Source organism: Vreelandella lionensis (genome assembly GCF_002087295.1).
Taxonomy (GTDB): domain Bacteria; phylum Pseudomonadota; class Gammaproteobacteria; order Pseudomonadales; family Halomonadaceae; genus Vreelandella; species Vreelandella lionensis.
This window is the reverse complement of record NZ_MWVI01000065.1, coordinates 113,577-131,517: the sequence shown is the minus strand read 5'-3', so window position 1 is coordinate 131,517 and position 17,941 is coordinate 113,577. Positions and strand designations below refer to the sequence as shown.

Sequence of the window (17,941 nt, the reverse complement as noted above, 5' to 3'; positions counted from 1 at the left end):
CTAGGCAGTGGTAAGAGCAAAAGGTGCGCCGTGATTGTCCCACTGGGCATCGGGAACAATCACGATTTTACCCAGGTAGTTACTGCCACGGTTTACAAAATAGCGTTCGGCATCATGTAGCTCGGAGAGCTTAAAGGCGCCATGCAAAACGGGTTTAAGTTCGCCGCTGCGAATCCAGTCAATCAGCTGCTCTGCCTCTTCCCGGGTGCCGTGGGACACACCGAAAATCTGCACCTGATACAGATAAATGCGAGTCCACATGATTTCGCTGATATTGCCGCCGCTGGCACCAGCAATGGAAAGCCGTGGATAGGTGGTGCGGCGCTGCATATCGCCAATCATGGTGTCGATGAAAAGGTCGGTCATTTCGCCGCCTACCAGATCCATCACCGCATCAATCGCTTGGCCACCGGTTTCCGCCAGCACACGCTCGACAAACGTTGGCGGTTCGCCACGGTCAATCACCGCTCCCGCCCCAAGCAAAATAAGCGCATCGGCTTTATCAAGCTGACTTACCGCATAAGGGATCGCCCCAACAATGCGACACAGCTGAATGAGCGCCGTGCCCACCCCGCCGCTGGCGCCGCTAACCAACACCCGCTCGCCTGCGCGCACGTTGGCGGCAGTCATCATGTGGTAGGCGGTTTGATAGGAGCACATGCCCATAGCGGCCAGCTCAGCATCATGCAGTTCAGGGTTAGCGACGTGGTGGAACTGGTCGGCAGGCACCGCAATATAGTCAGCATAGCCGCCATCAGCACCGTGGCCGTAGTAGTCCGGCGTGAGGTTAATATCACGACGCTCATCGGCGTAGATGTTGAAATCCAGTAGGCCACGCTCGCCGATACGATGCTCATCCACACCCTCACCTACGGCGACAATGCGCCCGGCAACATCGGCCCCTTGAATACGCGGGAACGTTAAGGTTGGCGAACCGCCCATGGCAAACGAGGTAACCTCCTCCTTGCCCTTCGTCGGGTAGAGCCCTTCGCGCGCTTTGCGGTCGGTGTTGTTTTTCGCGGTGGCCGTTACCTGGACGAGCACTTGGCCAGGCCCTGGCTTTGGTGTCGGCACATCCTGTCGATACTGCAAAGCATCCACATCACCGTGGCCGGTTAATAACATCGCAGACATCTTTGTTGGGATGGGCGTCGCGTGGGCAGTGTGTTGCGTGTCGGCCATGGGCTGGCTCCTTATTAGTGCATACGCCGCGACAATAACAAACGCCCGGCGAGGTTCAAGAGATTAAGAGAACAAAACTGCGAGATGCATCAAAGGGCTAGCCAAAAACAGGTACGCCGATCAGTACGCCGTGTAAGTAGAAAGCAAACAGTCCGTAGGCCACCACGCCAATGGCAATCGTTGCCAGTGTCGCGGGCAGCGAGGTGGCCTGAGGCGCTGAAGGATGTTGGCGGCTACGCTGCTTGGCAGCTTTAAACGCCAAAATGGCCCATACAAGGAAAGCAGCAAAAAAGAGGATATCGCCCAGTCGACCATTCACCAGCAGGTGGGCGAACGCCCAAATTTTAACTGACAGCATCATGGGGTGGCCTAGTTTGGCCTTGATAGCGTTACGCGGTACGTAAGCAGCTGCCAGCATAATAAACGCAGGTAGCATCAATAACGCCACTGCATTGCGTAAGCCCATCGGAGGAAACCAGATATGGATAGGGTCCAAGCGCGTTAAGCCATAGCCATAAATCGCGAGGGCCAGCCCTATCACGGCCACGGCTGAGTAAGCCAGTTTCCAGGTGCCTTCGCCGCGTGCGGCTATTTGCTGCTGTCGCCAGGATTCAGCAAAAATGCGTACCGAGTGCCCGCCAAGAAATATTAGCAGGCCTAAGATCATAATCGTCATGGTGTTCACTCTCTGGTGAGTTGCAGGTCGTTGGTCGACTGCGAGCATGCCACACTCCCGCGTAAACCACATGGCACGGCGTCAACTTTTCGCCAATAGTGATGGGATGAAAAACACGTCAAGCTAGCCAACCAGCCGCATCCCTCAGACCCTGCCAAGGAACGGTATGCTTCACTTTATCTCTGCGTATCATCGTCGCCTTACCTGGACCTATTTTGGCCTGTTTATCGCCATCGGCATGACCGGCGGGCTGCTAGGCCCTGCCCTGCCTCATTTAGCCGCAGCGAGCGGTTCTTCCATGAGCCAGATTGCAGTACTGTTCACCGCCCGAGCGGTGGGCAATATGAGCGGCGCTATTGTAACGGGACTGCTGATGGACCGCTTTAACGGCCATCGCGTGTTGTTAATGATGGGGGTACTGGCGGTGGCAGGACTCGCCTTGGCGCCGCTTAGCCCGCTCCTGGTGCTGTTAACGCTGCTGTTTATGCTGTTGGGCTTTGCGGGAGGATCGCTAAAAGCGGGGGGAAATACGCTACTGCTATGGCTACACCGCGATGCTGCAGGCCCAAACGTGAGCGCGCTACACTTCTGCTTTAGCTTCGGCAACATGCTTACGCCGCTGATTATGATTGCCGCACTCTCACTTACGGGGCAATTTCATCTCACGTTTTGGATTGTTGCATTAAGCGTGGCTGCCATGCTGTGGCCACTGTCGCGCTTTGCCAGCCCGACTATGCCAACGGTAGACCCTGACCCAGCCACTTTGGCAGCGCTCAAACATCGTGACCCACTGCTGCTGGGGCTATTTATTCTGCTGTTTTCCATTTATGTGGTCATTGAAATTACGTTTGCTGGCTGGGTGACGGCGTATGGCGCGCTGTCAGGGCTGACTACCGAGCAGGCGGCACTGCTGGCCACCCTATTCTGGCTAGCGCTATCTGCTGGCCGTTTGCTGGCCATTCCTCTGCTGCGTGTTTGTTCACCCTGGCAGGTGTTAGCCAGTTGTTTGGCGCTGGGCTTGGGTGCCTCGGCCGGCCTGCATTTTAACTGGCTGCCTCTAAGCCTCGGAGCACTGCTGTTTGGGCTTTCGGCCTCTGCTTTTTTCCCGACACTCTTTGCGCTATGCAACCAGGCCATTGTGATGCGGGGCCGCACCACCGGCGCTATTTTTACCGCAGCGGGTAGCGGTGCGCTGATTATTCCGTCTTTAACAGGCCCGCTGCTGGATATCGCCGGGGCCCGGGCTTTTCCTATGTTACTGGCCGCTCTGTGGCTCTTGATTGCGCTGGGGCTTTGCATGCTGGCATTTCGTTTACACCAACTCACCGCCCGGCAAGGGCTTTAGAACCAGTCTTTGCGTTTAAACAGCCAAATAAAAATACCGCCAATACCCAACATGGCCCCCCATACAAAGAAGTAGCCGTATTGATAGCTAAGCTCAGGCATATATTCGAAGTTCATTCCGTAAATACCGGCAATGAACGTCAGCGGAACAAAAATAGCGGTAATCACCGTCAAAACACGCATGGTGATATTTAGCTGGTGAGAAGAAATAGAGATATAGCCATCCACCAAGTCACCGCAAATATCGTAGTACATTTGTGTCAGCGTATAGAGGCGCTCAAAGCGCTCCTCTACATCGGTAATCGCGTGCAGGGTTTCACTCTCACCTCTAGGTAAGTGGGCGTAGTCATACGCTGTTAGCTCTTGAGTAATACCTTTGTGATAGCTAAAGATGCGCCGCATTTTCACCAGCCGCGAGCGGTAAGTCGTAATTTTACGCATCAGAACATCGTTGCCGTTTTCGAGCAGCTCATCCTCAAGATCGCTAAGTTCCATCTCAAACTCCAGCAGGCTATCAATATAAAATCCTGCTGAGGTATACATCACTTTTAATGCCACATGCTCTGGGGAAAGTGCCAGCAACGCCTTACCCTGCTCATTTAACAGCCGCTCAATACTCAAGTCTTCTCCGGGGTGAAGCGTTATCAAAAAACGTTCGCCGATAAAGAAACAGACCTGCTGGGGCACAAAATTAAGCTGGGCATCGAATGATGAAATGCCGCGATAAATAATCAGCGTATGGTTCTCAAACTCTTCAATTTTCGGCGGGTGTCGCTCTTTATGGGCATCTTGAATGGCCAAGGGATGGCAGTCAAAACGCTCTAGCACATCACGCTCCTGCGCTTCGCTTTCGCCTTTCATATCAACCCACAAATGGGCAGTGGGCATTGTTTTCCAGTCGTCGATTAGGCGTACATCCCCCTCACGCACATCGCCTTCTGGGGGGGGTAATATGCAACGAATCATTTTCTTCCCTGGGTTCGTTAAGTCTTGGGCGTTATATCTGCGCGGCGCGCTAGCTCTATACGCGCTTTACCCGCCCGCTTAGCCATATACATTGCCACGTCAGCTCGCTTTAACAACTCCTGAGCCGTTTCAGACGCCCCTGGCAAAAATAGCGCTACACCGATGCTGGTACTAACCCGTAAGGTAGCGCTGCCAACATGAAGCGGCTCTTCAATGAGGTGAATCAGTTTCTGGGCCAATGGCTCTAGCGCCTCGGCGGTGACTCCTTCTAGCAGCACGACAAACTCGTCTCCTGCCCAACGGGCAACAAAGTCCGTCTCGCGAACGGCATACTGCAAGCGCTTGGCAACGTCGCGCAGCAGTTCATCACCCATGGCGTGGCCATGCTGGTCGTTACCACGCTTGAACCCGTCTAAATCAAGAAACAGCACCGCAAGCGGGTTTAGGGTACGGCGTACCCGCGCCATCGCTTCGGATAGGCGCTCGTCAAGCGCACGGCGATTAGGCAACCGAGTCAGTACATCTTCACGGGCCTGTTGATCCCGAAGCCGCTCTAGCTGCTGGCGCTCAGTGATATCGTGAATAAACAGGCTAAGTCGCATCCGACCATTAATCTCATAGCTTTTCAGGCGTACTTCGACCGGCAAGCGGACGCCATCACGGCGCGTCGCCTCACAAGAAATAGGCGCAGATTCATCTTGATTGGGTAGCCCTTGGGGAAACATAAGCGCCGTTAGTGGGCGCGTTAAAGCTTCTTTGCGACTCCAGCCAAATATGCTCTCTGCAGCACGGTTCCAGTCCAGCACCCGCTCTTGGGCGTCAATGCTCAGATAGGTATCGTAGGCAGACTCAAACACCAAATTGAGCTCGCGAGTACGCCGCTCGATTTGCTGTTCAAGGCTTTGATGAAGCTCAGTGAGCGCTTTTTGGGTGGCAATACTATTTTTTTGCTCTTTAATGAGCCGTTCGCGCAGGTGAATCTCACCGGTCACAATGTCGGCTAAATCTTGCAACGCGGCCTGCTCCTGAGCGCTCAACTGCCGCGGTTTGCTATCCATCGCACACAGCGAACCCAGCACCAGTCCCTGTGAGTTTTTAAGCGGAATGCCTGCGTAAAAACGTATTCCATCAGGTCGAGTCACTAAAGGGTCGGTGGCAAAACGCTCATCTTGCAGCGCATCTTTCACCACCAACGGAGAAGCTTCCAGCACGGTGTAGGCACAAAACGCCACATCCCGCGGCGTTTCGGAGATATTGATGCCAACTTGCGACTTAAACCACTGCCGATCAGAATCAATCAGAGTGATAGTTGACTGTGGCACACCGAGTAGCACCGTTACCAAGCGCGTAATGCGATCAAAAACAGGCTCGTTCGGCGTATCCAACAGTGCTAGCTCGTTAAGCGCAGCCAAACGGGCATTTTCGTTAGGAGGTAACAGGTGGCTCATGGCGATCGCACCTACAGTAGTAGTCAGACCCCTGCCAGCCTAACGCGAAACGAAATTTCCTGCTTAACGCCTTGATTAACGGGCAAGGACGCGGCGCTTGTTGGCTCCAGCAATGATCATACTCACTGCAGTTGAGAGCAGCAGCGCCCCAACAAACGGGCCAAGGGTTGGTACGCTGCCGGGGAAGGTGGCTGCTATCACGCCCGCACTAACACTGCCTTGGCTCAACCAACCCGGCAGCACAGCGCCCACTAGCCCAGCAAGCCCGCCGCCTATCGCAGCCATAGGCGTCATGCGTTGCCATAAGCCAAGCAGTACCGGTACCACGATGGCGGCACACAGCAGATCGGCAATCAGGAACAGGCGAAGCACCGAGAGCCCCTGCAGAGCAATCACAATCACCGGCACCATGATCGCGACAGTGAGCCAGCGGGCCTTGGTTAAAGCATCTGGGCGGTCGCCGCTGGCCCATAGCGAGGCAATCCCGTTTTGTAACGTGTCGACGCTAGACGTGACCAGGGTAACGGCAAGTACCAGTGACGGCAGAGTGATCCATATCGGCGCATCGCTTAACAGCGCAAAAAACGGCATGGGCGGCTCACCTAAGCTGACACCGCTCATGGCGGCCATCATGCCCACGCCACCAATTACCATCACCACGAGAAGCGTCATACTACCGCCTAGCCAGGCGCCACGCCCAAGGCTTTGGTCATCTTGTGCCGCCCACACCCGCTGCCAATAGCCCTGGTGGAATAAATTGGCAGCCGTCACAGCAATCACCAGCGTCAATGCCACGCTGAGCGAGCTACCGATTGGCAATGAGGGTAAAGCGGCGTCGCTGGGCATGCTCGGTAGCCGCCAAAGCGTTACGCTCGCCACCGCCAGTAGTAGGGCCAACAGCAGCCATGCCTGCCAACGGTCGGTCGCAAGGCTGGCGCGAAGGCCGCCCATCACGGTGTACACCAGCGTCGTTAGAGCAACGCCAATGATCACCACGGCAGGCGGCACATCAGAGAGCAGCGCGGTAATGGCCCCAATGGCAGTTAACTCAGCGGCTAAAAAGCAGCCCATATAAGCAACAGATACCATCGCCACAAAGCGACGAACGTTTTTGCCATAGCACGCCTCAGCAAACTCCGCGATGCTGCGCCCTTCTGGCAGCGCTTGGCGTATTTTTGGCCCATAAAGGCCCAATACAATAAACGGAAGCGCCGAGCCAAAGGCATAGCCCAGCAGCACCACGGGGCCAACAAAGGCACCAATTTCAGGTGGAGCAAACAGAATCCAGGCACCCATTCCAGAGGCTAAAAAAGACAGCCCCAGAGTGGACGCAGTTTGCGAGTTGCGGGCGGTGACATAATCATCCAGCGAGCCGCCGCCAAAGCGTGCCCGAAGACCCAGAAATGCAAAGCAGCACAGGGCTGCGCCTAACACAGCATACGTTAGGTATGGCATGTCGCGCTTCCTCCGCCGGTACGAACCGGATCAGGTTCCAGGGTCTGCGTTACGCGCATTCTCAGCCCGTTTTGGGCTCCCCTGGCGACAGTGAATGAAGGCGCTATCCTCAATCAAAGCAGCGCCGTAGTAAAGTCTTACGGCGTTTCGCGAACCGATTCGTCAGGCTTTTTCGGCACGCGCCCCATGAGATAGAACTCGGAATTAGGCGGCGTGCCCGCTAGGGTCACCAAGCGATTCGACATACCAAAAAACGCCGCAATGGCGCCAATATCCCAGCAGTCATCTAAGGTAAACCCCACTTTTTCTAAACGGGTTTGCCAGTGCGGAGAAAATTCCCCTAGTTCGATAGCGCTATGCAGCGCAAAATCGAGCATTAGACGATGACGCTCGCTTAGCCCCGCGACGGTATGGTTAATGGCGATATTATCGGCCAATAACGGGTCTTTACTGTAAATGCGTACCAGCGCGCCATGGGCAACCACACAGTACAAGCAGCGATTGCGGGCACTGGTAGCCACCACAATCATCTCCTTTTCAGCTTTGGTCAGCGTATCGGAGTCGCGCTCCATCAGGGCATCGTGATAGGCAAAAAAAGCGCGAAACTCCTCAGGGCGATGCGCCAGCATCAGAAACACATTAGGCACGAACCCCGCTTTTTCCTGCACAGCTAACATCGCATCACGAATATCGCTTGGCACATCATCCAGCGTTTCGGGAAGTTTAAAACGGCTAATAGCAGCAGACATATTGACACCTTCTTGTTATGTTCATGATATAAATAGCGCGATTAAATTAACTGGTAACAAATTGCTAACTAAAGCACCTTTCATTTCGCGTTCGCGCTCACCATACTCTTATTAAGTCCATGTCATAAAAGCCGTACGTTATCAGCAAAGCGGCGTACTAACAGGGAAACCACCATGACATACTCTGAAGCTAAAGAGCACACGCCAGGGCGTTTGCATGAGCTTTTTGCCGACCCTTACCGTGCGTTCGAAAACGATACGGATGAGCGTCAGCTACATATCCGCGTTATGCTTCATACGCTGCTAGCGCGCCCGATGCAGCGCGGGCAAGTCACTCTACGTGTCATTCATGGCTGGGAGAACGGAGGCTTTGATCCATCTGACCTGCAGCACGCCGATTATGCGCTACATAGCTTAGATGACTACCACACTGCCGTGGAGCGCTTTCCCACCGCCGCCCGGCAAAATGCGCCTCTACCTGCCGATAACACGGCCATTTTAGCTGCCCCTCTTGCCGATGCCATCGCAGATGCCGAGGCAGAAGGCCAAACGCTGACAGACGATATTGTCGAGACGCCTGCACGTTGGCCTGCGTTTGATGGTGGGTTAGCCCTCTATACGCTATTTAAGATGTATCACCGCCTGGTTTACGGCGAAGATGACAGTTATCGTTGCTCTCAGTGCGATACCCCACATGGCCCCCGTGAAATCCATGAATTCCACCTGGAAGTGGGTGAGTTTGCACTGCTGGCACCCATAAGCGAGCAGCACGACGCCCCTTACCTGCTAGTGCTCCATGAAAGCCAGCTTGCCCCCATTGAGCAACTGCTCAACGACAGCCTGCCACTATTTGATCGTTTTTAACGCGCTTGCGCCTCCTCCGCTAGCGTGGAAGAGGCGCATCGCCCAACGTATAACAACGAATCTTTTACAACGAAATGGTGCTGTTAATCCCACTAGAGACGTTTTCAGGTTCGAACCAACGGGCCGTGACGGTCTTAGTTTGCGTCCAGAAAGCAATCGCCTGTTTGCCGTTGGGGCCTAAGTCACCCAGCTTGGATGCCCGAGATCCGGTAAAGCTGAAGTAAGCAACGGGAACAGGAATCGGCACATTGATACCAATTTGGCCAACGTCGATATCCGTTTCAAACCGGCGAGCCACCCAGCCAGAGTTGGTAAAAATTGACGTGCCGTTGCCATTGGGGTTGGCATTAATAAAGTTGATGGCGCCATCCAGCGTTTCTACGCTAACCACCACAGCACAGGGCCGAAAATCTCTTCCCGATAAATGGTCATATCCGCCGTTACATCGGCAAATAGCGTCGGTCCTACAAAGTTGCCATCCGGGTAGCCGTCCACCGTATAGCCACGGCCATCTACCAGAAGTGTGGCGCCCTCTTTTTCACCGGCGCTGATTAAGCGCTCAACCCGCTCTTTCGCCTGGGGCGATACCAAAGGCCCCAGGTCTGCATCGCGCTGGGAGCCTGGCCCTACTTTCATGCCACGGGCACCGGCTTCGATATCTTTTATCCACTCCCGGGCTTCCCCCACCAGCACCACTACCGAGTTCGCCATGCAGCGCTGCCCGGCCGCGCCAAAGGCAGACCCTAACAGGCTGTCAATCGCTTGGCTGCGGTTAGCGTCAGGCATAACGACGCAGTGGTTTTTGGCCCCCATCATCGCCTGCATCCGTTTGCCTGCCGCCGCGGCACGGTTGTATAGCAGCGAGCCGACATGAGTCGAGCCGATAAACGACAGCGCCTTGATATCCTGGTGGTCAGCAATTTGATTCGCTACATCCGGACCACCGTGCACCACGTTTAACACGCCAGCGGGAATGCCCGCTTCATGGGCTAGCTCGACTAGCCGCATGGTAGAGCTCGGGTCCTGCTCGGAGGGTTTCAATACAAAGGTGTTACCCGTGGCAATAGCCAGCGGGAACATAAAGCAGGGCAGCATAATCGGGAAGTTAAATGCCGTAATACCGCGCCCACGCCTAACGGCTGGTGCATGGTATAAACATCTACCTCGTTCGCTGCGTTTTCCGCCAACTCGCCTAGCTGCAGCGAGGTAATGGAGCAAGCATGTTCCACCACCTCAAGACCGCGGCCTACTTCACCCTCGGCATCGGGCAGTGTTTTGCCATGCTCTTCGGTAATTAACGCGGCAAGCTCTGCCGTATTCTCGCGAATAAGGGCCTGAAGCTTGAGCATAATGCGCATGCGTTTACCCAGCGGCACCTTGCGCCACTCTTTAAACGCCGTTTTGGCACTGGCAACGGCCCGCTCGACCTCTTCTGAGGTGCAGAATGGAACGCGAGCCACTACCTCTTGGGTGGCCGGGTTAACAACGTCGCGCCACTCCTGGCTTTGCGACATCACTGGCTGACCATCGATATACATGGGTATTTCGCGAACGGACATAACACTGATCCTCGTGGTTGTGTTTGTTATGGATTCTAATAGGGAGCCTGTAGGGTATATCAGCAAGTTAACGTAAACGTCAATTAGCCACTCGATAAAGACAAAAACGTTTAGCCAAATGCAATTCGCCTTTCCCTCTCGGCAGCGCCCTCGCTATGCTGTTTCTAAGACATACCCGCAAAGTAGAGAGCATAGCTTTCCTATAGATGCACCAAGGGCTTCAGACAAGAAGACGGTTTCATCCAACTACGCGGCTTAACACCAGGAGGCATCCATGCAGACATTTAGCTGCCGCTGCGGCAACCCACTGTTTTTTGAAAACACTCACTGCCTGGCCTGCGAGTCTGATGTTGGCTGGTGCCCTACTTGTAGCAATATTGTCGCGCTGGAACCGCTAGACAACGGCGGCTACCGTTGTACCCATGAAGGCTGCGGCACAGCGCTCATGCAATGTCACAACTACTGGCGGAAAACGTGTGTAACCGCATGGTGGTCATGGCTGAAGGTCATGCAGACTCACTCTGCGACTGCTGCCGCTACAACGATGTGATTCCTGACCTGGGTACTCCCGGTAACCGCGAGCGCTGGGCGGCGCTGGAAGCGGCCAAGCGGCGGCTCTTCCATACCTTGGATCTGCTCAAGCTGCCCCACGGTACCGAAGGGGAAAATATCCGTGTGCCGCTGAGCTTCTCGTTTATGGCCGATGCGCTACCCGACCAAGGGCTATGGCGCTCTACAGCAAGCCAAGAAAAGGTGTATACGGGCCATGCTAATGGGCATATCACTATCAATGTCAAAGAAGCCGATGACGTTGAGCGGGAGCGGCTACGCGTGGATATGAATGAATCTCACCGTACGCTGATCGGTCACTTTCGCCATGAGATTGGCCACTACTACTGGGATCTTCTCGTAAAAGGCCAAGATGAGAGCACCAGTTGCCGTGTCTTTGGCGATCACAACAACCCCACTTATAGTGATGCGCTAGAACAGTACTACCAGCAAGGAGCACCCACTGACTGGCCGACACGCTTTATTTCCGCCTACGCCTCCATGCACCCTTGGGAAGACTTCGCTGAAACATTCGCGTTTTACCTGGATATGGTAGCCGTGCTGGATACTGCACTCCACATGGGACTTTCTCGCGCCGAGTATGACGGCACGCTGGACAGCATGCTGCGGGCGTTTCATCAGGTAGGTATGGCGGTGAATGAGCTAAACCGGGAAATGGGTCCGCTGGATTTAGCACGGGGGGTCATTGCCCCCGCCGTCAGGGAGAAACTGGCGTACCTGCATGAACTCATTCAGAACGCAAACGCCAGCTCTCAAGCCCCTTAATTAGTCGTTATCGTGGTCTCCTGCGTGGCTTTGGCTTTGCCGTTGGGCCACCCGTGGAACGCTGTCGCCGCTTACAAAGTAGGTGGCGCTGAGCGTATCGTGAATAGCGGCAATGCCAATCTGTAGATCATCGACAAAGGCGTGCAGCTTGCTGGGGGATTGCGCAAGCGCTTGGATATCTGCATCTACCACATCTGCCCGCACCAGCGACACCGTGGCCGCTACACGGTCCTGACGCGGCAGTAGCTGGAGCTCCTGACCTAAGGTTTCCAGACTGCAGGCAATGGAACGTGGCAGGTGCGGATCTTGCAGTAAAAAGCGCAGCACATCTGGCCCACGTACTCGTAAACGCACCTGCTGACGATACATCTGATAAGCCGTTAACGATTTCAGCCCGCTCATCCACTGCAGGTTTTCAAACGGCAATAGCTCTTCAGGGTTTTGCGGCAGCAGGCTGGCTGAGCGCACGTCAACGATACGTGTGGTCATGTCTGCCCGCTCCAACTGGCGGCCTAACTTGATAAAGGTGCGCGCTGGACCATGGCTGAGCGTGCCCTCAATCAAGCCAGTCAACGTTTGGCAACCGCGAATCACGTTTTTCAAAAATGCATCTCGGCGCCGCGGGCTGACGCCGCTTTCCGCGTGGTCGGCCACGTTAAGGTAAAGCTGGTTGACCTCTTCCCAGATTTCTCTGGGTACCACATCGCGGGTGGTACGCAGGTTTTCCCGGGCACTCGCCAGCGCTGAAAGAATCGAGCTACCGTTCTGGGCGTCGGCACACAAAAAGTGCACCACGTTGCGCTCATCAAAGCTGCTATGGCGTTCATTAAAGGTTTCAAGCGTGCCGGTCATTTCAATCAGCGGTGCCCAGCCCAGCGGTAAATGGCGCGGTAAATCCAGCATCAGGTGACTATTGACGCTCAACAGCCGCGCGGTATCTTCGGCCCGTTCAATGTAACGCGCCATCCAGTAGAGGTTTTCAGCTACGCGTGACAGCATGGCGCTAGGCTCCTTTCTGCTCAGCGGCACCCGCCGCGTTCTCATCGGTCTCGACGATCCAGGTGTCTTTACTGCCGCCCCCTTGGGAAGAGTTCACCACCAGCGATCCCTCCACCAGTGCCACACGGGTTAACCCCCCGGTAGTAACGTGGGTTTCAGGGCCAGAGAGAATAAACGGGCGTAGATCCACATGGCGGGGCTGGGGTAATCCATTGGCAAGCGTAGGCTGGTGGAAAGCGCTAGGGTAGGCTGGGCCATGTAGTTACGCGGGTTCTCCTTGATCAAACGCGCAAACTCGTCGCGGGTCTCTTTGGTAGAGCGCGGGCCGATCAACATGCCGTAGCCACCAGACTCGTTGGCGGGCTTCACCACCAGCTCATCTAAATGATCGAGTACATACTTGCGGTCATCCTCAAACATACACAGGTAGCTGGGCACGTTGGGCAGCAGGGGTTCTTGATCCAGATAGTAGCGAATCAGCTCCGGCACAAAGGCATACACCACTTTATCATCAGCCACACCGGCACCGGGGGCATTGGCCAATGCTACTTTGCCCGCCCGCCAAGCGCGCATTAGGCCCGGCACACCCAGCATGGAGTCTGGATTGAAGGCTTCCGGGTCAAGAAACTCATCATCCACACGGCGATAAATCACATCGACCCGGCGCAACCCCTCTACCGTGCGCATGAAGACCAAATCGTCCTCATCCACTAGCAGGTCGCTGCCTTGCACCAGCTCAACGCCCATTTGCTGAGCAAGATAAGCGTGCTCAAAATAGGCGGAGTTATAAATACCGGGCGTTAATACCACTACTTGAGGGTCGTCCCCAGGGCGTGGCGACATCGCCGCCAGCATGTCGTAAAGCTGGGCAACGTAATCATCCACCGGCAAAATCTTGCCCGACGCAAACAGCTCCGGCAGCACGCGCTTGGTCACGTTGCGGTTTTCCAGCATATAGGAAACACCGGAAGGAATACGTAGATTGTCCTCTAACACATAAAGCGTGCCATCGCCGCCGCGTACCAGGTCGGAACCACAGATATGCGCCCAGACGCCATGGGGCGGATTGATGCCTACACACTGAGGGCGGAAATTTGCTGATTGAGCAAGCACTTCGGCAGGTAACACTTTATCTTTAACAACGTTTTGTTTGTGATAAATATCATCAATAAACAAGTTAAGCGCTTGAACACGTTGCTTTAAACCAGCTTCCGTTTTACGCCACTCATTCGCCGGTATAATCCTTGGCACAATATCAAAGGGCCATGCACGATCAATCATGGCCCCTTCGGAATAGACGGTAAAAGTAATCCCCATTGTTCGGATGGCAATTTCAGCGGCGGTTTTACGCTCTGCCAACTCTTCAGCGCTAAAGCGCGCCAGCATATTACATAGCTCATCCGCGGAGGCGCGTGGTTTTCCCGGTGCCGCTAATAGCTCATCGTAAAAATCACGGCACGTATAGTTGTTCCAGTCTACTTGGCTCATGGGCGCTCTCCTGGCGCAAGGGTTGAATCGGCAACTTCCTCAATCAGTAGTGTAGGCCTGACGCAGACAATCTACGTAGCGGTCTGACTATATAAGCACGCAAAAGCCATACCACTTTGCCCATTGTTTCAACGCTTAAACCAACCATGACGTTCAAAGTTAACCTTACTCCTCCTTAAAAAGAACACTTTTTGTGCGCCACTGAGTCTTATTAGTGCATTTTCATAAAGCGCCATGCATCAAAAAGCACCAAGTTAGTGCAGCCAGCGCGCACCACATGATATAGCCACCATTTTTCACACTTCTTAAACGACTTTACGCATATTGCAGCTGCAAAAAGCGCCAACTCCAACGATACTTCTGCTTACTTATCTTTCTTAACCGATGCCTTGTTTATCTGCGCGGTTACTTCTGGCTTTTTTTGAGGGTGGCTCATGACCATTCGCGTTGCCTTGCATCACCGCACGACTTATCGTTTCGACCGTCCCGTTAGGCTCTCACCCCACGTTATCCGTTTACGACCGGCGCCCCACTGCCGTACGCATATTGATGCCTATTCACTGCATATTTCAGGCGACGATCACTTTTTAAACTGGCAGCAGGACCCCTTCGGCAACTTTAATGCTCGCGTGGTATTTCCCGAGCCACGTAAAGAGCTCACCATCGCCGTCGAACTCGTCGCCCCGATGACGGTGATCAACCCGTTTGATTTCTTCTTGGATGATGTGGCCCAGCAAATCCCCTTCACTTATCCAGATGAGCTCACCAAGGAGTTAGGACCTTACCTGGAAGTCACCGAGGCAGGGCCGCGCTTACTGGAGTGGTTAAAAGACGTCTCCCTTGAACCGACCACCAGCGTCGATTTTCTCGTGGCGCTCAACCAGCGCTTGCAGAAAGACATCAGCTACCTAGTACGCATGGAGCCTGGGGTTTCAAAGCTGCGAGGAAACCTTAGCCCTAGCCAGCGGCTCCTGCCGTGATAGTGCTTGGCTGCTGGTGCAGATTCTGCGCCACTTGGGCCTAGCGGCGCGTTTTGTTTCGGGCTACCTGATTCAGCTAACGCGGGATGTCAAAGCGCTGGATGGCCCCAGTGGTACCGAGGTGGATTTCACCGACCTTCACGCATGGACCGAAGTGTTCCTGCCCGGTGCGGGCTGGGTAGGGCTTGACCCCACCTCTGGCCTATTTGCTGGCGAAGGCCATATTCCGCTAGCCGCCACGCCTACCACGGGAAGCGCCGCCGCCATTACCGGATTTTCAGATAAGTGCGAGGTGAAATTTGACGTAGAGATGCGCGTCGAGCGCATTCATGAAGATCCTCGGGTCACCAAGCCCTATAGTGACCCACAGTGGCAGCAGATTCTTGCACTAGGCGACCAAGTTGACCACGAACTCAACCAGCAGGATGTGCGCCTGACCATGGGCGGCGAGCCTACCTTTGTCTCCATTGATGATATGGAAAGCCCCCAGTGGAACACCGACGCCTTGGGTGAGCACAAACGCGAGCGTGCCGAAGCGCTGTTAACCACGGCTGCAGGCCGCCTACGGCCCCGGCAGTGTGAATCAACAGCAGCAAGGTAAGTGGTACCCCGGCGAGCCGCTACCCCGCTGGGCACTGGCCTGCTACTGGCGCAAAGATGGCGTGCCGCTGTGGCGCGACCCAAGCTGGCTGGCCTGCAGGGAAGGCGCGCCTGCCGTAGTGGCCGATGACGCCATGGCCCAGCGCTTCACCCGTGCTCTAAGCGAACGCCTAGGAGTCGCAGAGCACTTCTGGATTCCCGCCTTTGAAGATGCCTACTACTACCTATGGAAAGAACAAACCCTGCCGGTGACCGGTGACCCACGCACAGTTGATTTAAAAGATGACGCCGAGCGCCGCCGCCTGGCACGCCTGCTGGAACAGGACCTGAGTGCAGTCGTCGGCTATGCCCTGCCGCTGCGCCACTCCCTCGCGCAATCGCATCGTTGGGAGAGCGGGCGCTGGCCTTTGAAACGCGACCACCTTTTTCTAGTGCCCGGCGACTCGCCCATGGGCCTTCGCCTGCCGCTTTCCGCTCTGCCTTGGGCCGACCCGGAAGACCAGCCCCAGCCGCAGTCGCTGTTTGCCCCGCGCCCCGCGCTGGGTGACATTCACGGCGAAGTGGCCCGCCGTCATGCCGAGCAGCACCGTTTTACCAGCGCGGAGCGTATAGGCCAGAGCCTACACCCAAGCCAAAGCCACCCTGAAGGCGAAGCGGTTCAGCAGCAGCCCAGTGCCGAAGATGACCGCGAGCACAAGATTATTCACACCAGCCTGTGTATCGAGCCACGGGAAGGGCGCTTACATATTTTCCTGCCACCGCTGACGCAGCTTGAGCACTACCTTGACCTGCTGAGTAGCATCGAAGAGTGCGCCCATACGCTGGCTTGCCCGGTCATGATCGAAGGCTACGCTCCGCCACGTGACCCGCGCCTGGAGAGCTTCCAGATCACTCCCGACCCGGGTGTCATTGAGGTCAACATTATGCCAGCGGCAAGCTGGCAAACTCTGGTCGTGCAAACCGAGCGGCTTTACGACGAAGCGCGCCAAGCCCGCCTGGGCACCGAAAAGTTTATGCTGGATGGCCGCCACACCGGCACCGGTGGCGGTAACCATGTCACGCTGGGCGGCTTGACCCCAGATGACTCACCATTTCTGCGTCGCCCGGATTTACTCGCTAGCCTCGTCACCTACTGGCAGCATCACCCCAGCCTCTCGTACCTGTTTTCTGGGCTATTTATTGGCCCTACCAGCCAGGCACCCCGCGTAGACGAAGCGCGCCATGAAGCGCCTGTATGAGCTGGAGATTGCCCTGCAGCAAATGCCCGAAGGAGAGGTGGTTCAGCCCTGGCTAGTCGACCGCTTGCTGCGCCACCTGCTGACCGACTTAACCGGTAATACGCACCGCGCTGAATTCTGTATTGATAAACTCTACTCCCCAGATAGCGATAGCGGTCGCCTCGGGCTGTTAGAGCTGCGCGGTTTTGAGATGCCTCCCCATGCGCGTATGGGACTCATGCAGATGCTGCTGATTCGTGCGCTGGTCGCCCGCTGCTGGAAAACGCCGTACCGCGCCAAGCCCGTGCGCTGGGGCAGCGCCCTGCAAGACCGCTGGATGCTGCCCCACTATTTATGGGAGGACTTGAGCGATGTGCTGAGTGACCTGCGCCATCATGGGTTTGATTTTGAGCTCGCCTGGTTTGCGCCCTTCTTGGAGTTTCGCTTCCCCGTTCACGGTCGGCTGCATACGCCTATGCTCTCCATTGAGCTGCGCCAGGCCATTGAGCCGTGGCACGTAGTGGGCGAAGAAGCCACCGCAGGCGGCACTGCGCGCTACGTCGACTCCTCGGTAGAACGCTTAGAGGTAAAAGTGAATGGTATGAGCGGTGACCGTTATGAGGTGACTTGTAACGGCCGCCAAGTACCGCTAGCACCGACCGGACGCAACGGCGAGGCAGTAGCGGGTGTGCGTTACCGCGCATGGCAGCCGCCCTCTGCGCTGCACCCACAAATTCCTATTCACGCGCCGCTAGTATTTGACATCATCGACACTTGGAACCAACGTGCTGTCGCAGGCTGTACTTACCATGTGGTACACCCCACAGGACGCAGCTTTGAAACCTTCCCCGTCAATGCGTTTGAAGCAGAAGCAAGACGCCTGGGCCGGTTTAGCGACAGTGGCCACAGCCATGGCTATCAGTCATCTACTCCGGAAATGCCCAGTCAGGAACTGCCATGCACGCTGGACCTGCGCTGGAGTCCACGCTAATGCGACTTCTAATGTTAAGCCTAATACTTTCTTATCAGCGTTAGCTGCAGGATAATCCGTCCCCTACTCGCTTAGGACAACCAGGAAC

The 17,941-nt window shown here is 55.5% G+C and carries 12 protein-coding genes, 2 pseudogenes and 1 riboswitch; of the genes and pseudogenes, 5 read left to right on the top strand and 9 right to left on the bottom strand.

Translation table 11 applies throughout. From position 1 onward, the window contains the following. The gene (locus B4967_RS09320) at positions 1 to 1,182 is read right to left on the bottom strand and encodes an alcohol dehydrogenase catalytic domain-containing protein (protein WP_083024869.1); all 1,182 of its coding nucleotides are present in this window, start codon (positions 1,180 to 1,182) and stop codon (positions 1 to 3) included. A gap of 97 nt (positions 1,183 to 1,279) precedes the next feature. Then, positions 1,280 to 1,858 (bottom strand): NnrU family protein, encoded by a 579-nt coding sequence (locus B4967_RS09315; RefSeq protein WP_083024868.1) that lies wholly within the window; start codon positions 1,856 to 1,858, stop codon positions 1,280 to 1,282. Positions 1,859 to 2,024: 166 nt separating this feature from the next. On the opposite strand from B4967_RS09315, the gene B4967_RS09310 reads away from it, so the two are divergent. Then, positions 2,025 to 3,203 carry an MFS transporter gene (locus B4967_RS09310; RefSeq protein WP_083024866.1) on the top strand — a complete coding sequence of 393 codons (1,179 nt, stop codon included), beginning with the start codon at positions 2,025 to 2,027 and terminating at the stop codon, positions 3,201 to 3,203. On the opposite strand, the gene B4967_RS09305 is transcribed toward B4967_RS09310, so the two are convergent. The 4 genes from B4967_RS09305 to B4967_RS09290 all read right to left on the bottom strand — a co-directional run bounded on the left by B4967_RS09305 (position 3,200) and on the right by B4967_RS09290 (position 7,820). Further along, a complete protein-coding gene (locus B4967_RS09305; RefSeq protein ID WP_083024864.1) occupies positions 3,200 to 4,168 on the bottom strand; it encodes a magnesium transporter CorA family protein in 969 nt (322 codons plus the stop codon). The two genes, B4967_RS09310 and B4967_RS09305, sit on opposite strands and share 4 nt — an antisense overlap. Positions 4,169 to 4,185: 17 nt before the next feature. Beyond that, positions 4,186 to 5,616, bottom strand: a complete 1,431-nt coding sequence (locus tag B4967_RS09300; RefSeq protein ID WP_083024862.1) for a diguanylate cyclase domain-containing protein — start codon at positions 5,614 to 5,616, stop codon at positions 4,186 to 4,188. A 75-nt stretch (positions 5,617 to 5,691) separates the two neighbouring features. Continuing rightward, the gene (locus tag B4967_RS09295; RefSeq protein WP_083024860.1) at positions 5,692 to 7,071 is read right to left on the bottom strand and encodes a sodium:solute symporter family transporter; all 1,380 of its coding nucleotides are present in this window, start codon (positions 7,069 to 7,071) and stop codon (positions 5,692 to 5,694) included. Then, positions 7,061 to 7,164: riboswitch (TPP riboswitch) on the bottom strand. It overlaps the preceding gene by 11 nt. 44 nt (positions 7,165 to 7,208) lie before the next feature. Continuing rightward, entirely contained in the window at positions 7,209 to 7,820 is a 612-nt protein-coding gene (locus tag B4967_RS09290) for a peroxidase-related enzyme (RefSeq protein ID WP_083024858.1), read from the bottom strand. Between the two features lie 174 nt (positions 7,821 to 7,994). Here B4967_RS09290 and B4967_RS09285 point away from each other — a divergent pair, with 174 nt between their 5' ends. After that, a complete protein-coding gene (locus B4967_RS09285; protein ID WP_083024856.1) occupies positions 7,995 to 8,684 on the top strand; it encodes a hypothetical protein in 690 nt (229 codons plus the stop codon). A 64-nt stretch (positions 8,685 to 8,748) separates the two neighbouring features. On the opposite strand, the pseudogene B4967_RS09280 reads toward B4967_RS09285, so the two are convergent. Continuing rightward, a pseudogene (locus B4967_RS09280) lies at positions 8,749 to 10,198 on the bottom strand (CoA-acylating methylmalonate-semialdehyde dehydrogenase). A gap of 319 nt (positions 10,199 to 10,517) precedes the next feature. On the opposite strand from B4967_RS09280, the gene B4967_RS19210 reads away from it, so the two are divergent. Continuing rightward, positions 10,518 to 10,793 (top strand): zinc-ribbon domain-containing protein, encoded by a 276-nt coding sequence (locus tag B4967_RS19210; RefSeq protein WP_243470453.1) that lies wholly within the window; start codon positions 10,518 to 10,520, stop codon positions 10,791 to 10,793. Then, complete coding sequence (locus B4967_RS09275; protein ID WP_243470452.1) at positions 10,694 to 11,578, top strand: putative zinc-binding metallopeptidase; 885 nt, start codon at positions 10,694 to 10,696, stop codon at positions 11,576 to 11,578. Before B4967_RS19210 ends, B4967_RS09275 begins: the two co-directional genes overlap by 100 nt. Here the strand turns inward: B4967_RS09275 and B4967_RS09270 are convergent, their stop codons facing one another. Then, a complete protein-coding gene (locus tag B4967_RS09270) occupies positions 11,579 to 12,577 on the bottom strand; it encodes an alpha-E domain-containing protein (protein WP_083024854.1) in 999 nt (332 codons plus the stop codon). A gap of 129 nt (positions 12,578 to 12,706) precedes the next feature. After that, positions 12,707 to 14,065 (bottom strand): circularly permuted type 2 ATP-grasp protein, encoded by a 1,359-nt coding sequence (locus tag B4967_RS09265; protein WP_243470451.1) that lies wholly within the window; start codon positions 14,063 to 14,065, stop codon positions 12,707 to 12,709. A gap of 434 nt (positions 14,066 to 14,499) precedes the next feature. Between B4967_RS09265 and B4967_RS09260 the strand changes: the two are divergent. Continuing rightward, positions 14,500 to 17,853, top strand: a pseudogene (locus B4967_RS09260) (transglutaminase family protein). The last annotated feature ends 88 nt before the right edge of the window (positions 17,854 to 17,941 follow it).

Coding starts and splice junctions, on each gene's coding strand:
- B4967_RS09305 (WP_083024864.1), bottom strand. CDS start 4,168: ATGATTCGTTGCATATTACCCCCCCCAGAAGGCGATGTGCGTGAGGGG.
- B4967_RS09265 (WP_243470451.1), bottom strand. CDS start 14,065: ATGAGCCAAGTAGACTGGAACAACTATACGTGCCGTGATTTTTACGAT.
- B4967_RS09310 (WP_083024866.1), top strand. CDS start 2,025: ATGCTTCACTTTATCTCTGCGTATCATCGTCGCCTTACCTGGACCTAT.
- B4967_RS09300 (WP_083024862.1), bottom strand. CDS start 5,616: ATGAGCCACCTGTTACCTCCTAACGAAAATGCCCGTTTGGCTGCGCTT.
- B4967_RS09285 (WP_083024856.1), top strand. CDS start 7,995: ATGACATACTCTGAAGCTAAAGAGCACACGCCAGGGCGTTTGCATGAG.
- B4967_RS09315 (WP_083024868.1), bottom strand. CDS start 1,858: ATGACGATTATGATCTTAGGCCTGCTAATATTTCTTGGCGGGCACTCG.
- B4967_RS09270 (WP_083024854.1), bottom strand. CDS start 12,577: ATGCTGTCACGCGTAGCTGAAAACCTCTACTGGATGGCGCGTTACATT.
- B4967_RS09275 (WP_243470452.1), top strand. CDS start 10,694: ATGTCACAACTACTGGCGGAAAACGTGTGTAACCGCATGGTGGTCATG.
- B4967_RS09295 (WP_083024860.1), bottom strand. CDS start 7,071: ATGCCATACCTAACGTATGCTGTGTTAGGCGCAGCCCTGTGCTGCTTT.
- B4967_RS19210 (WP_243470453.1), top strand. CDS start 10,518: ATGCAGACATTTAGCTGCCGCTGCGGCAACCCACTGTTTTTTGAAAAC.
- B4967_RS09290 (WP_083024858.1), bottom strand. CDS start 7,820: ATGTCTGCTGCTATTAGCCGTTTTAAACTTCCCGAAACGCTGGATGAT.
- B4967_RS09320 (WP_083024869.1), bottom strand. CDS start 1,182: ATGGCCGACACGCAACACACTGCCCACGCGACGCCCATCCCAACAAAG.